General features: G+C 65.2%; 16 protein-coding genes. 13 read left to right on the forward strand and 3 right to left on the reverse strand.

Annotation, left to right across the window (positions count from 1 at the left end; all coding sequences use genetic code 11):
• The first annotated feature begins 50 nt into the window (after nt 1–50).
• Nucleotides 51–401 carry a helix-turn-helix transcriptional regulator gene (locus MWU77_RS14130; protein ID WP_308198799.1) on the forward strand — a complete coding sequence of 117 codons (351 nt, stop codon included), beginning with the start codon at nt 51–53 and terminating at the stop codon, nt 399–401.
• Nucleotides 398–1342, forward strand: coding sequence for a permease prefix domain 1-containing protein (locus MWU77_RS14135; protein ID WP_247274018.1), 945 nt, complete (start codon nt 398–400; stop codon nt 1340–1342). Before MWU77_RS14130 ends, MWU77_RS14135 begins: the two co-directional genes overlap by 4 nt.
• Nucleotides 1343–1441: 99 nt before the next feature.
• Here MWU77_RS14135 and MWU77_RS14140 read toward each other — a convergent pair whose 3' ends face one another.
• Both MWU77_RS14140 and MWU77_RS14145 read right to left on the reverse strand, forming a co-directional pair.
• On the reverse strand, nt 1442–2119 hold the full coding sequence (locus MWU77_RS14140; protein WP_247274019.1) for an ABC transporter permease: 678 nt from the start codon (nt 2117–2119) through the stop codon (nt 1442–1444).
• A 121-nt stretch (nt 2120–2240) separates the two neighbouring features.
• Entirely contained in the window at nt 2241–3242 is a 1002-nt protein-coding gene (locus MWU77_RS14145) for an ABC transporter ATP-binding protein (protein WP_247274020.1), read from the reverse strand.
• A gap of 92 nt (nt 3243–3334) precedes the next feature.
• Here MWU77_RS14145 and MWU77_RS14150 point away from each other — a divergent pair, with 92 nt between their 5' ends.
• The gene (locus MWU77_RS14150) at nt 3335–3964 is read left to right on the forward strand and encodes a TetR/AcrR family transcriptional regulator (protein WP_169690908.1); all 630 of its coding nucleotides are present in this window, start codon (nt 3335–3337) and stop codon (nt 3962–3964) included.
• A gap of 72 nt (nt 3965–4036) precedes the next feature.
• On the opposite strand, the gene MWU77_RS14155 is transcribed toward MWU77_RS14150, so the two are convergent.
• A complete protein-coding gene (locus tag MWU77_RS14155) occupies nt 4037–4699 on the reverse strand; it encodes an IclR family transcriptional regulator (protein ID WP_206040583.1) in 663 nt (220 codons plus the stop codon).
• 176 nt (nt 4700–4875) lie between these two features.
• Here MWU77_RS14155 and MWU77_RS14160 point away from each other — a divergent pair, with 176 nt between their 5' ends.
• From MWU77_RS14160 to MWU77_RS14205, 10 genes are all read left to right on the forward strand, one after another.
• The gene (locus MWU77_RS14160) at nt 4876–5307 is read left to right on the forward strand and encodes a nuclear transport factor 2 family protein (protein ID WP_169690910.1); all 432 of its coding nucleotides are present in this window, start codon (nt 4876–4878) and stop codon (nt 5305–5307) included.
• A 53-nt stretch (nt 5308–5360) separates the two neighbouring features.
• Nucleotides 5361–6191, forward strand: a complete 831-nt coding sequence (locus tag MWU77_RS14165) for an SDR family NAD(P)-dependent oxidoreductase (protein WP_169690911.1) — start codon at nt 5361–5363, stop codon at nt 6189–6191.
• Entirely contained in the window at nt 6184–6981 is a 798-nt protein-coding gene (locus MWU77_RS14170; protein WP_247274021.1) for an SDR family NAD(P)-dependent oxidoreductase, read from the forward strand. Before MWU77_RS14165 ends, MWU77_RS14170 begins: the two co-directional genes overlap by 8 nt.
• The gene (locus tag MWU77_RS14175; RefSeq protein ID WP_247274022.1) at nt 6978–8438 is read left to right on the forward strand and encodes an FAD-dependent oxidoreductase; all 1461 of its coding nucleotides are present in this window, start codon (nt 6978–6980) and stop codon (nt 8436–8438) included. Before MWU77_RS14170 ends, MWU77_RS14175 begins: the two co-directional genes overlap by 4 nt.
• Before the next feature lie 36 nt (nt 8439–8474).
• On the forward strand, nt 8475–9806 hold the full coding sequence (locus tag MWU77_RS14180; RefSeq protein WP_169690914.1) for an MFS transporter: 1332 nt from the start codon (nt 8475–8477) through the stop codon (nt 9804–9806).
• Nucleotides 9807–9917: 111 nt separating this feature from the next.
• Complete coding sequence (locus tag MWU77_RS14185; RefSeq protein ID WP_169690915.1) at nt 9918–10445, forward strand: MarR family winged helix-turn-helix transcriptional regulator; 528 nt, start codon at nt 9918–9920, stop codon at nt 10443–10445.
• 118 nt (nt 10446–10563) lie between these two features.
• Nucleotides 10564–11766, forward strand: a complete 1203-nt coding sequence (locus MWU77_RS14190; protein ID WP_169690916.1) for a homogentisate 1,2-dioxygenase — start codon at nt 10564–10566, stop codon at nt 11764–11766.
• The gene (locus MWU77_RS14195) at nt 11709–12647 is read left to right on the forward strand and encodes a hypothetical protein (protein WP_281499327.1); all 939 of its coding nucleotides are present in this window, start codon (nt 11709–11711) and stop codon (nt 12645–12647) included. Before MWU77_RS14190 ends, MWU77_RS14195 begins: the two co-directional genes overlap by 58 nt.
• On the forward strand, nt 12644–13834 hold the full coding sequence (gene fahA / locus MWU77_RS14200) for a fumarylacetoacetase (RefSeq protein ID WP_169690918.1): 1191 nt from the start codon (nt 12644–12646) through the stop codon (nt 13832–13834). The genes MWU77_RS14195 and fahA overlap by 4 nt, the downstream gene beginning before the upstream one ends.
• Entirely contained in the window at nt 13831–14589 is a 759-nt protein-coding gene (locus tag MWU77_RS14205; RefSeq protein WP_247274024.1) for a CoA transferase subunit A, read from the forward strand. Before fahA ends, MWU77_RS14205 begins: the two co-directional genes overlap by 4 nt.

Genomic DNA, 14589 nt, shown 5'->3' on the forward strand with positions numbered 1-14589 from the left:
GCGGCTTGTTTCTGTTGCGATAGTGTGCGACACACACTATCGTGTGACGTGTGATCGACCCTGAGATCTCCACCGGCCACAGTCAAGAAGTGCGACGAGGTTCCGTCGTCGTCGCGAGTCTTCTGATGCTGCGCACCCCCGGGTACGGCTACGGCCTGCTCGAAGCGCTGGCTGCTGCGGGCGTCGCTGTCGATGCCAACACGCTCTATCCGCTGTTGCGGCGACTCGAGAAGCAGGGACTTCTCGTCAGCGAGTGGAACACCGATGAGGCGCGTCCGCGCAAGTTCTACCGGACCTCCGAGGCGGGGGAGCAGCTTGCGGCGGTTCTGCTCGACGAGTGGACCGCGCTCGGGCGCAGCCTGACGACGATCGATTCCCACACCGAAGGAGATGTGCGATGACCCTCACCGATCGTTACGTCGCTACGACGTTGCGCAGAATCCCCGGCGACAAACGCGACGACATCGATCGTGAACTGCGCGGGTCGATCGCAGACGCTGTCGATGCGCGGGTGGAATCCGGCGCCGACCCGGTGGACGCCGAGACCGAGGTGCTCACCGAGCTCGGCGATCCCGACCGGTTGGCGGCCGAATACCTCGAGCGCCCGCTGTATCTGATCGGGCCCGGTCTCTACCTCGACTGGAGACGGCTGCTTTCGGTTCTGCTGTGGATCGCGCCGATTCCCGGTGTCGTCGTGCTGGTCGTCGACCTACTCGACGGCGCATCGTCGGGGGAGGCGGTTGCATCGGGTATCTGGACAGCCGCGGTGGTTGCGCTGCAGATCGCGTTCTGGACGACCTTGGTCTTTGCCGTCCTGGAGCGCAACGGATCTCGACGCGGAGACCTCACCGGCGAATGGACGGTCGAGAGGCTTCCGGAGACGGACACGAACCGCCGCGTGTCTCTCGGCGACACCGTCTGGACGATCGCGTTTCTCGTCGTCGGGCTCGCGTTGGTGTTCCTGCAGCGCAACTTCTCGGCCTACAGCGATGCCGACGGATCCTCCATCCCGATCCTCGACCCCGATCTATGGTCGTTCTGGCTACCCGCGCTCATCGCGGTGCTCGTGCTCAGCGCCGTGTTCGAGGTTGTCAAGTATGCAGTGGGGCACTGGACCGTCACGCTCGCTGTCGTCAACACCGTGCTCAACCTGCTGTTCACCATCCCGCTGGTCTGGCTGGCGTCGGTCGACCGACTGTTCCAGCCCGACTACTTCGAGGCGGCGTTCGGCGACACCGGCGACTCGATGCGCGTAGCGAACACCATCGTCATCGTCGTTGCAATCGGGGTGGCGGTGTGGGAGATCGGTGAAGGTTGGTGGAAGGTGCTGCGCTCCCGCTGATCGCCATCATTCCGCGATAGGGCGGCGTACCCGCTTCGTGCCGTTACGTTGCTACGGCACTGCGCAGAAGCCCGCAAGCCGGTGTGCGTATGGCGCAGTTCACTTCCGTCGCACCAGCGCACGCGTCGTGACCAGCAGGCCGAGCGCCGTCCAAAGCGTCAGAACAAGGAGGTCGCGTCCCTCGGCCGTGAAGACTTCGGACGCGATCCCGGCCCGCAAGAGATCTGCTGCGGGCTGGATGGGCAAGATGACGTGCAACGTTTGGAACCAGTCCGGCAGCCGGCTTGCCGGGAATGTGATCGGCGAGAACAGCAGGACGAAGAACACCAGCACCTGTGAAACGAGTTGAGCCAGCATCGAAGGCAAGGTCACCGCGATCGCGTACCCCACGGCGGTGGCCATCGTCGTCACCAACAGCGAGGCCAGGATGAGCAACGGCCAGTCGAAGGAGAAGGTCAGGTCGTAGCGCACTGCCGCTACGAGGAGCCCGATCGCTACCCCGGGCAGCGCGATGAGCGTCCACACCGCGAGGTCGACAATCAGTAGCAGCGGCCGCGAAACCGGTAGTGCGCGCTGATAGTCCAGCGCGCCGGTAGCCCTGGCGCGGGAGACTCCCTGCGGAACGATGACCAGACCGATGGTCAGCAGCAGAATCGTCGGCGCGCCGGAGGACAGGAAAAGTGCGCTGTCGGGAGAGATGTCGGGAATCAGGAAGCCGAACCCGACGACGATCCCGGCGGCAAGCATGGATTGGATGATGACGATGAGCGGCAACATCGCTCCGATCGATGCCAGTGACCAGCGCATCATGGTGCGAAAACTGTTCCACAGGCTCACCTGGACCGGAGCGATCGGCCCGAGTTGCAGGTCGGGGGCTATCGTTGGGGCGGCGGTTGTCTCATGCATCGGTTGCCTCCTGGCCGGTCGGTGTGGCATTGGGGATGGTGTCGGTCGCACGGCCAGGTTGTGCTGTGAGGGCCAGGTACGCGTCCTCGAGTGTCGCCGGCGCGAGCGAGAAACCCTCGATCCGGTCGTTGGCGCGTTGGGCGGTGGCCCATGCGACGGCATTCGCCGCCTCGTCTGCAGCAACGGTGAGCAGTGTGCGCCGTCCGGTTCTGACCCGGCGCAGCACCGGCAGGGGCAGGTCCTTCTCGGTCGGGTCCGCTCCGTCAGGAGTCAGCTGCAGTTCCAGGCGCAGGTCGCTGTCCTGGGTTCCCCGCAGACGCCCGGGCGATCCGTCGGCGACCAGCCGGCCTCGATCGAGGATGACCAGCTCGTCCACGATCCGCTCGGCCTCGGCGACGTTGTGAGTGACCAGCAGTACGCCGCTGCCAAGATCGCCGCGGCGGCGCACTGCATCCCAGAGCAGGCGCCGCCGGGACGCGTCGATGTCATTGGTGGGTTCATCCAGAATGAGGAGCGGGGTGGGTTTCGCCACGGCCATGGCGAAACCCGTCAGTCGCCGGATCCCGCCGGACAGGCCGCCACCCTCGGGCAGGGCACGCTGGTCCAGCCAGGGGCCGATATCGAGCTCCTCGGCCAGGTCGGTGGCGACCGTACGGGCATCGCGGGATGAGAGCCCGCGGATGCGGCCTGCGATTTCGATCGCCGAACGCGGGGTGAGTCCGTCGATGGGTGCTTGTGCTTGCGGTTGCAGGGCCACATGCCTGCGTGCGGCGCCCGGATTCTTCACAGCGTCGGTGTGTCCCACCCGGATCTCGCCGGCGTCGGGTTTCAGCAAACCGACCACCTGGGAGACCAGCGTGGTCTTGCCCGCGCCGTTGTGGCCAAGCAGGCCCACGACTTCCCCGGAGCGGATGCGAAGTGAGATGTCGTCGTTCGCGGCGATGTGTCCATAGCGTCGCGTGAGACCGGTGATGCACAAGACGTCGGCATTCATACAGCTCCTCGGATACCGTCGGAATATAAATACTGACGGTATTGGCATACTGCTGGTATGTCAATCGTGGTCCGCGTTCTACTCTTGGAGGCATGACACAACTTCGCGGCCCACTCTCTCGGCGGGATCGACAGCAGCAGACGCGCGAGGCGCTGATCTTCGCGGCGCGCGAGGTGTTCGCAGAGGACGGCTATCACGCGGCGAGTCTGGATCGGATCGCGCGCGAGGCCGGGTTCTCGAAAGGCGCCGTGTACTCGAACTTCGACGGCAAGTCCGCCCTGTTCCTGGCGGTCATGGATCAGAACCTGGAGCTGGCAGGAGCCGACTCGAGAAATCCGTTCGAACAGCCGACCAATCCGGCTTCGACCGGCATGGAGCTGGCGGAACGAGAGGGCTACCCATTGCAGGCAACGCAGGGTTTCGCGCTGGCTACGCTGGAGTTCATCGCCAGCGCCGCCCGTGACGAGGCGCTCGCTCCGCAGTTGCATCAGCGCCTCACGGCAGTCCTCGGCCGCTACGATGCGATTGCTCAGGAGGCCCGTCCCGACGGAGAGACGCTTGCTGTCTCGGATGTCGGCAAGCTACTGGCTGCGCTGGATCAAGGCGCCGGTCTGCTCCTGCTTGCCGGAGACCTCATGCCGGATGCCGCAGTTTTCAATGCAGGAATGCGCCGCCTGGTCGATCCGGCACGAGCCGTTACCGAGGGCGATCCGGAGGCGTGACGCTGGGCCATGCGGGGCACGCGTGCCCCGCAGCCCGACCGACAGTCGGACATCGCAGATGGTGGATACAGCTCAGCGCAGGATGTCCCCGAGTGATTTCGCTGCCGCCGCCACCGCTGCGCCGATCCGCTTCTCGTCGGCCGCGGTGAACACCGAGACCCCGACCGCGGCCTGCGCCCCTCCGGGGCGGCCCCGTACGCCGGCGGAGATACCGATGGTGGTGGAGACGACCTCACCCGCCGAGACCGCATAACCGAGTCGGCGAGCCTGCTCGACCTCGGGGCGTTCGTTGGGGGCGGGCGGCAGCGATGCCAGGATCGCCAGGCCGGCGGATCCACGATCGACGGGATGGACCTGACCGGGCCGAAAAGCGATGTGTACCTGGGACCGTCGCGGTTCGATCACCATCATCGCGCGAACTGTGGTGTCTGATTCGCGCACGACGAGGTGCGCGGTGGCCTCCACGGTGTCGGCGAGATCCTCGAGGATCGGACGTGCGAGCGTACGGAGATCCTGCTCGACCGATTCGGAGAGTGTGACGAGTCCGGCGCCGAGCGAGATCCGTTTGTGGTCGTCCCGGCGGCACAATCTGTGTGCTTCGAGAGTTCGGATCAGCCGATGGGCCACCGTTCGGTGGACACCGATGCCCTCGGCGATCTCGCTGACGGACAACCCGTGCGGGTGTGATGCCAGCAGTTCGAGGATCTCCAACCCGTTGTGCAGTGTCTTCGACATGCCCGAATCCGGTTCGATCCGCGGTGCATCGAAACCTCGTACGGCCGCGGCCACATCCTGCATTTGGGTCATCTTGCCCAGTACCTCCTTGACGTCTGTGAACTGTAACACCTAGCATTGCCATTAATCGCACATCGAGTGCGATTATCGCACATATACGAATGGGTTCCCACTACATGACACGCATTGACAACGGTGTCGACGCGGCGCTGCTCGCGCAGATCCACCAGCTCTACGGACGGCAGAGCCATCTCATCGACGGTGGCTCGGCGCGGGCGTGGGCGGAGACGTTCACACCCGACGGCGAGTTCTGCTCGCCGAGCTACCCGGCACCTGTCTCCGGCACGGACGATCTCGAAGCATTCGCCGGCCGCTTCTACGCCACGGCTGCCGAGGCCGGCGAGGTGCATCGCCATGTCGTCACCAACGTGGCCGTCGACCGAGTCGACGACGACACCCTGCGTGCCCGGGCGTACCTGCAGATCGTCGCCACCGCGCGCGGCGGACAATCGCGGCTCGTTCGATTCACCACGATCGACGACCAACTCGTGCAACTCGACGGCGCGTGGCTGATCCACCGCCGCACCGTTACTCGCGACGACGCCTGAGTCACCGCGTCGCCGCACCGCTTTAAGATTCGCACCAACGGAGGAATTCCCTTATGTCCGCTGATACCCAGAACCCGGGCCGCACCGTCACCGCGCAGATCGTCGCGCAGTACCCGGAGATGGCAGGCAAGGTCGCTGTCGTCACCGGTGCTGCACGTGGAATGGGCGCGCAGTTCGCCCGCGGACTTGCGTCGCGCGGCGTCAACGTCGTCGGCGGCGACATCAACGACGTTCAGATGAAGGAAACCGCCGAACAGATCAACGCCGAACTCGCAGCCGAGTCCCTCGCCGCTACCCCCGGCATCGTGGTCGGTGCGCGCATCGACGTCACCGACCCGGCCGAGCACGAGGCGCTCGCCCAGGTTGCGCTGCAGGAATTCGGCTGGATCGACTTCTGGATCAACAACGCGGGCATCTTCCCGTTCGCACTCGCCGACGAGATCTCGAAGGAGCAGATCTCAGCAACGCTCGACGTCAACGTCGAGGGTGTGCTCTTCGGCGCGCAGGCCGCGGCGCGGCATATGCAGCCGGGCAGCGCGATCGTCAACATGTCGTCGGTGTCGGCGTTGCGCGTGCGCAAGGGTCGCGGTGCCTACTGCGCGTCGAAGGCTGCCGTCGCGCACCTCACCGAGTCGCTCGCAGTCGAGTTCGGCGACAAGGGAATTCGTGTCAACTCGATCGCTCCGGGCTACATCGACACCGAGATGACCCGCTGGGTGCAGGAGGATCCGGCAGCGCTGAAGCACGCACTCGACGTCGTGCCGCTGCACCGTCTGGGCTCGCCGGAAGAGGTTTTCGGCCCGCTGCTGTTCCTCCTGTCCGACAGCGCCCGCTACGTCACGGGCCACTCGATCGCGGTCGACGGTGGCTCACGCCATGTTTGATCCGGTCCTGGAAACCGTGACGTACCCGTCGGTCGTCCTCATCACCGGAGCAGCTGCGGGCATGGGTGCCAACCACTCCCGTGTGCTCGCGGCTCGCGGTGTCCATGTGTGCCTGGCCGACGTTGCAGATACCTCAGCGGTCGTCGAGGATATCGAAACTGCGGGAGGCTCGGCGTCTGCCCACACACTCGACGTCGCCGACCCGGCATCGTGGGCCCGGGTGGTGGACGAGATCCGTTCACACAAGGGCATACTCGACGGACTGGTCAACAACGCGGGGATCTCGCGGCGGCTCGAGTTCATGGACACCCCGGACGATGTCTGGGAAGCCACGATGCGCATCAATCTGTTCGGTCCCTTCTACGGGATGAAGGCCGTAGCACCCCTCATGCGCGACAGCGGAGGTGGATCCATCGTCAACGTCTCCTCGATTTCCGGGCAGATCGGCTACTTCTCCCCGGCCTACTCGTCGAGCAAATGGGGAGTGCGGGGCCTGTCCAAATCGGCCGCAGGCAACTTCGCGAAGTGGGGAATCCGAGTGAACTCGGTGCATCCAGGGCTCGTCGGAACGTCGCTGCTAGGAGGTGCCGACGCGTTCGTCGGCGCCGCGCTGGAGAGCGTTCCGTTCGGTCGGATGGCGACGGTCGACGAGGTCACCGACGCTGTCATGTTCCTGCTGTCCGACCGGTCCACGTACATGACCGGCAGCGAGGTCACCGTCGACGGCGGAATGACCTCCAACGGCCTCTACCACCGCATCATCGCGGAGACGGGAGATCAACTGTCATGAGCGACGACACCATCGACGTCGTGGTGATCGGCGGCGGCGGCGCGGGCCTCGCTGCGGCGGTGTCCGCTGCCGAAGCCGGTGCGAGCGTTCTGCTGTTCGAATCCGAAACCGAACTGGGCGGGTCGACGCAATTGTCGGCCGGGCTCTTCACCGCTGCGGGAACAAGCGTGCAGGCAGGACTCGGCATCGAGGACACTGCCGACAAGTTCTTCCAGCACTACATGGACCTCAACCACTGGATTCTCAACCCCGGTCTCGTACGGGCGTTCTGCGACAACGCCGGTCCCACCCTCGAGTGGCTCCTCGAACTCGGTGTGGAGATCCCGGCGCGGGTCTCGTCGAATGCCCACATGCCGGGTCTGTGCCAGGCCGGTGTGGAGGACGTGTGGCGCGGCCATGTGCCGAAGGACCAGGGTTACGGACTTGTGCAGACGCTCGATCGAGCGTGTCGCTCGCACGGAGTCGAGGCGATCCTCGGCACCCGGGTGCAGCGTCTGCTCGTCGAGGGCGGTCGGGTCGTCGGTGTCGTCGCGGATGATATCGAGGTCCGCGCGCACTCCGTGGTCGTGGCGTCCGGCGGATTCGCTCAGAGCACTGCGCTGCTCGAGCAGTACTACCCGTACCCTCTCGCCGCGGGCGATTCGTTGTTCGTCGTCGCCGCACCCGGTAGCCGAGGCGATCACTTCGGGTTCGGCGAGCAGGTCGATTCCGCGGTTGTCGGCGAGAACTGGGGCTTGACCATGCCCACCGCCTATTTCCAGCGCTACCACCACTGGCAGGCGGGTTTCCCGCCCAAGTCGCGGATCTACGTCAACAAGACCGGTCGCCGGTTCATGGACGAGGATGCCTCGTACGCCGTGTCCGGCGGCCTGATGGACGCGCAGGACGGGCCCGTGTGGGCGATCTTCGATGAGAAGGCGCGCACGGAGCTCCCCGCCGGTTACGCGGACTGGGATGCCGACCGCATCGCAGCGGAAGCCGACGCGCGGCGTACTGTACGCGCCGACACGCTCGAGGAACTCGCCGAGCTGATCGACGTGCCCGTTGCTGCGTTGGTGGCGACGGTGGACCGGTGGAACGCCCAGCTTCCCCACGGTGTGGACGACGATTTCCTGCGTCACCGGACCCTTGCGAACAAGGGCTCGACCTCCGACCCCGACCCCGTCGCTCGCGGACCGTTCTACGCGGTGCGTATGCTGCCCGCCGAACTTGTCTGTACGCACGCGGGGCTCGAGATCAATCAGAACGCCGAAGTTCTCGACAAGATCGGGAACGTCGTTTCCGGCCTGTATGCGGCCGGAGAAGCGGGAGCCGGAATCCTCGGCCTGCGCTATGTGGGTGGCGGAAACGCCGTCGCCAATGCATTGACCATGGGACGCATCGCAGGCCGCAACGCGGCACGGGCGTCCTCCGTCGGCTCCACGCCGTCGTCTGAACTCGGGACAGCCGGCGTCTGACGCCCGACCGTCCCCCCGAACCACTAAGGACACACCATGCTTGGATCCGACGCGGCCACCGCTGCGGAAAGGCCGTCGCACGCAGACCCTGCACCGAAGAAACAGTCGACGGCCACGGTCATCCGCGCGGCGGTCGTCGGCACCATCGTCGAGTACTACGACTTCGGTATCTACGGCTACATGGCAACCATGGTCGCCACACTGTTCTTCGTCTCGGAGAACGAGACTGCCGCCCTGCTGGGGACGTTCGCGGCCTTCGCGGTGGCATTCTTCCTGCGGGTGCCCGGCGGCATCGTCTTCGGTCACATCGGCGACAAGTACGGCCGTAAGACCGCGTTGTCCTGGACTATCCTGCTGATGGTGGTGGCCACGGCGGCGATGGGCCTGATGCCCACCTACGCCACACTCGGCGTATGGGCGACGGTCCTGCTCGTGCTCGCTCGCTGTCTGCAGGGCTTCGCGGCAGGCGGTGAGCTCGGGGGCGCCAACGCGTTCGTCTCCGAATCCGCACCTGCACGGTGGCGTGCGACGCAGACCTCGATGGTCAATTCCGGCACGTACCTCGGGTCGCTGGTGGCGTCGCTCGTCGCACTCGGTATCACGTCGAGTTTCTCGGAGGAGCAGATCCTCGAGTGGGCCTGGCGCATTCCGTTCCTGCTCAGCGTCGTGATCGGTGTCGTCGGCGTCTGGATCCGGAACCACCTCGAAGACACGCCGCAGTTCGAGGAGATGGCCGAAAAGGGTGAGACGAAGAAGCTGCCGGTCGTGGAGCTTCTGAAGACCTCCGGCGGAAGCGTCGTCAAGATCATCATGCTCGGGGCGCTCATCGTCGGCGGCTATTACGTCGCGTCGGTGTATGCGGCGACGTATCTGCAGACCGAGGGAGGGCAGTCGTCCGCGGCCGCGTTCCTCTCGACGTCGCTCGCGCTGGTACTCGGTGTCATCACGCTGCCGATCTCCGGCTACATGGCCGACAAGTACGGACGTAAGCCGGTGCTGTTCGCGGGTAGCCTCGCTGCGGCAGTGCTCGGTGTCCCGATGTTCATGCTGATGTCGGGCGGAACCCTGTGGCAGGCCGTCCTCGGCCAGTCGGTGTTGTTCATCTGTGTGTCGATCGTCAACGGAGCGTCCTTCGTCGTCTACGTCGAGATGCTGAAGGCATCGGTGCGGTACAGCGGCATCGCGCTCGGTAACAACGTCACGAACATGTGTCTGGGTGGCACCGCGCCGTTCATCGCCACGTGGCTGATCGATGTCACCGGGAACTCGCTGGCTCCGGCCGGGTACTTCGTATTCACGGCGCTGCTCACCTTGGGTGCGGTCTTCCTCATCAAGGAGACCAAGGGAATCGAGTTGCCGACCGACTGACGTCGGATTCTTTCTCGAACGAACGCCGGCACCCGATCGTGGGTGTCGGCGTTCGCTGTTCGCAGATGGTAAATGTGTGAACAATCTCGTCGTCTGCGGTACTGTGACCGCATGTCCGCACCCCGCGACCTCGACTACTGGTCCTTCGTCGAACTCGCGCAGGAACGTCTCAACAGCAAGTTCGGCGACCACCACCGCAGCGCGACCGAAGTGCTGCTCACGCTGAACCGGGCCTCGGACATCGTCACCTACGACCTCGAGTCGAGCGTGCATCGTCCCCGAGGGCGCTCGTGGTCGGCGTATCGCCTGATGTTCGTGACGTGGCTGGCCGGCCCCGTCGAGCCGAACGTGGCGGCGAGGCTGACGGGGATGAGTCGTGCGGCCGTGTCGAATCTGGCTAAACCGCTGGTCGAAGCCGGTATCTTGGAGAAGACGCCGGTCAGTCACGATGCCCGCTCGGTGCAGTTGTCGCTGACCGAGGCCGGGGAGAAGGAGATCGTCGACGCGTTCGGTGCGCAGAACGAGCGTGAACTCGCGTGGGTGGACGTTCTCAGCGACGCCGAGCAGCAGATTCTTGTGATGCTGCTGAACAAACTCATCACCAACCGCAGCCAGTTCGACGTACGCGGACGCAACTGACTCAGGGCAATTTCCATCCTGTGGTTGCGCTCACGCTCCCAAGTTAGTTAATGTATTTACTAATACCGGCGGCGACAGAACCCGCGCAGCCCGATTCACCTTTTCGAGGAGCTGAACCATGGCGTTCTACCGACAGCTCGGCGTGATCCCGCCCAAGCGTCACACCCAGCACCGCGACGACAACGGCAACCTCTACTACGAGGAGTTGATGGGTGAGGAAGGCTTCTCGTCCGACTCGTCGCTGCTGTACCACAAGTACATCCCGTCGGCGATCGTCGAAGCGACGGAATGGGCGGTCCCGGACCAGGCCACGACGCCGAACCATCCCCTCAAGCCGCGGCACCTGAAGCTGCACGATCTGTTCCCCGAGAGCGTCTGGAACGACACCGACGTCGTCACCGGCCGCCGCATGATCCTCGGCAACCCCGACGTGCGCATCTCGTATGCAGTCTCGAAGAAGCCGTCGCCGCTGTACCGCAATGTGGTGGGTGACGAGATGGTCTACGTCGAGTCGGGCACCGCGAACGTCGAGACCGTATTCGGGACTCTCGAAGCCAAGCCCGGCGACTACGTGCTGCTGCCCATGGCCACCACGCACCGCTGGGTACCGACAGGCGACGAACCGCTGCGTGCCTACACGATCGAGGCGAACAGCCACATCGTGCCCCCGAAGCGTTACCTGTCGAAGTTCGGCCAGTTCCTCGAGAACGCGCCCTTCTGCGAACGCGACCTGCACGGTCCCACTGCGCCGCTGATCGTCGAGGGGGAGAATGTCGAGGTGCTCGTCAAGCACCGCACCTCCCACGGCATCGTCGGTACCCGCTACCTCATGCCGAACCATCCGTTCGACGTCGTCGGATGGGACGGCTGCCTGTACCCGTACACGTTCTCGATCCACGACTACGAGCCCATCACCGGTCGCGTGCACCAGCCGCCGCCGGCGCACCAGTCGTTCGAGGGCCACAACTTCGTCATCTGCAACTTCGTGCCGCGCAAGGTGGATTACCACCCGCTGTCGATTCCGGTGCCCTACTACCACTCGAACGTCGACTCGGACGAGGTCATGTTCTACGTGGGTGGCGACTACGAAGCCCGCAAGGGTTCGGGTATCGGACAGGGCTCCATCTCGGTGCATCCCGGTGGCCACGCTCACGGACCGCAGCCCGGCGCGTACGAACGCAGCATCGGCGCCGAGTTCTTCGACGAACTCGCCGTCATGGTCGACACTTTCCGCCCGCTCGAGCTCGGTGAAGGTGCTCTCGCATGCGAGGACACCACCTACGCGGGCAGCTGGAACCGCAATCGGGAGGCATCCAAGTGACAACTTTCGGACCTCTGCTCACGAATCTGTGCGACGACGCCGCACTCTTCCCGCCGGGCAATGCGCCGATCGCGGATGCGGTACCCGCACATGCCGTCCACACCGCCGCCGATCACGCGCCGCTCGTCGGCTCGTTCGTCTTCCCCGCCGGCCGTCTCGGCGAGCTCGCCGAATTGCTCGCCCAGACGCCGTACAGCGGTGAGCTCGAGCTGAGCCTGACGGTGCCAGCAGGCACCGCCGCGGTTGCACCCGCACTGGCGAAGGCAGCGACACTCGATTCGGTGTCCGTCACTGCCCTCGAGATCGCCGTTCCCGCAGAGCAGACGGTCGACGAACTGTTCGCCGCGCTCGGTGAGATCTCCTCGACCGAGACGGAACGCGACATCTTCGTCGAGGTGCCCCGCGACGACCGTCGCCCGGAGATCCTGGCACGTCTCGCGCAGACGCCGTACTCGGCGAAGTTCCGTACCGGAGGCATCGTTGCCGAGGCATACCCGGACGAAGCGGAATTGGCCGACGCGATCCGCACGGTTGTGGCCTCGGGTGTGCCGTTCAAGGCCACCGCGGGACTGCATCACGCGGTGCGCAACACCGACCCTGAAACCGGTTTCGAACAGCACGGCTTCCTGAACATCCTTGCTGCGGTCGCCGTGGCGCTGGACGGCGGAGACAACGCCGCCATCGCCGAGGTGCTCGCCGACCGTGACGGTGCGGCGCTCGCGTCGCGCCTGAAAGAGCTGTCCGACGAGCGCGCCACCGAGGTGCGCAGCCGGTTCCGCTCGTACGGCACCTGCAGCATCGCCGACCCGCTCACCGACCTGCTCGACCTCGGCCTCGCACCGTCGACCGTATCCCCGATCAGCGAAGGAACGCACGAATGACCACCATTGCAATCCCGGACGACTCGCTCTTCGGACCCGACAACCTGCCCTACGGCATCTTCTCCACCGCTGATTCGGAGCCGCGTGTCGGTGTGCGCGTGGGTGATTCGGTTCTCGACCTGAGTCGCGTGTTCGAAGACGACGTGGTCTTCGCCGAGCCGACCCTCAACGCCTTCATGGCGCAGGGCCGTGCGCGCTGGGACGAGGTGCGCGCCACCATCAAGCAGACGATCGCCGGCGATATTGCCGACGACGCCGTCTTCCCGATTGCCGACGTCACGCTGCACATGCCGATCGAGGTCGCCGACTACGTCGACTTCTATGCGTCGGAGAACCACGCATCGAACCTGGGCCGGTTGTTCCGTCCCCAGAATCCTGACCCGCTCATGCCGAACTGGAAGCACCTGCCCGTCGGTTACCACGGCCGCTCGTCGACCGTCGTCACCTCGGGTGTCGACATCGTCCGTCCGTGCGGCCAGCGCAAGGGACCGAACGACGAAGCGCCCGTGTACGGCCCGTCGATCCGGCTCGACATCGAGGCCGAGATGGGCTTCATCGTCGGCGCGGGGTCGAAGATGGGGGAGCAGATCACTCCCGACGAGTTCGCTGATCACTGCTTCGGCGCCGTGATACTCAACGACTGGTCGGCCCGCGACATCCAGGCCTGGGAGTACGTGCCGCTCGGACCGAACCTCGGCAAGTCGTTCGCAACGTCGATCTCACCGTGGGTCGTGCCGATCGCCGCGCTCGAGGCCGCGCGCATCGACACCCCGGTTCAGGACCCCGAACCGTTGCCATACCTGAAGGGCGACGAGAAGTGGGGACTGGACATCGATCTCGCGGTCGAATGGAACGGGCAGGTCGTGTCGCGTCCACCGTATGCCCAGATGTACTGGTCGCCCGCGCAGATGCTGGCGCACACCGCGGTCAACGGTGCCGCGACCCGCACCGGCGACCTGTTCGGTTCCGGCACGATCTCCGGCACGGAGAAGGATCAGCGCGGTGCGTTCATCGAACTCACCTGGGGCGGAGCAGAACCCGTCCAGGTCGGTGACGAGACTCGCACCTTCCTCGAGGACGGCGACGAAATCGCCATCTCCGCTACCGCTCCCGGACCGAACGGCTCGCGTATCGGTTTCGGTGAGGTGCGCAACCGCATTCTGCCCGCCACAGGGGACAGCAAGTGAGCAAGGTTTTCGCTACGGCGGCCGACGCGGTCGCCGATATCCCCTCGGGTGCCTCGCTCGCCGTCGGCGGGTTCGGTCTGTCGGGTATCCCCGACGAGTTGATCAAGGCGATTGCTGCGGGCGACGCCACCGACTTCGAGGTGTTCTCCAACAATTGCGGTGTCGACGGGCACGGACTCGGGATTCTTCTCGGTGAGAAGCGGATCCGTCGGGTCACCGCGTCGTACGTCGGTGAGAACAAGGAATTCGCACGCCAGTATCTTTCCGGTGAGCTCGAAGTGGAGCTGACACCGCAGGGCACCCTCGCGGAGAAGCTCCGCGCCGGTGGCGCCGGGATTCCGGCGTTCTTCACCCCCGCGGGTGTGGGTACCCCGATCTCCGAGGGCGGGTTGCCGTGGCGGTACGCCGCCGATGGTTCGGTGGAGATCGCGTCGCCGGCNAAGGAGATCCGCGAGTTCCGCGGCAAGCGGTATGTGCTCGAGGAGTCGATCAACGCCGACTATTCGCTGGTGCACGCGCTGCGCGGTGATACCGAGGGCAATCTGGTGTTCAACAAGGCCGCGATGAACTTCAATCCGTTGGCGGCGATGGCGGGCAAGGTGTGCATCGTGCAGGTCGAGGAGCTCGTCGAGCCGGGTGAGATCGATCCGGGGCAGGTGCATCTGCCGGGTGTGTTCGTCGATCGCATCGTGCACACCGGCATCCAGGACAAGCAGATCGAGAAGCGCACCGTCAGCGCCGGAAAGGTGGCCTGA

The sequence above is a fragment of the Rhodococcus sp. F64268 genome (assembly GCF_023015605.1).
In the GTDB taxonomy this organism is placed as follows: domain Bacteria; phylum Actinomycetota; class Actinomycetes; order Mycobacteriales; family Mycobacteriaceae; genus Rhodococcus.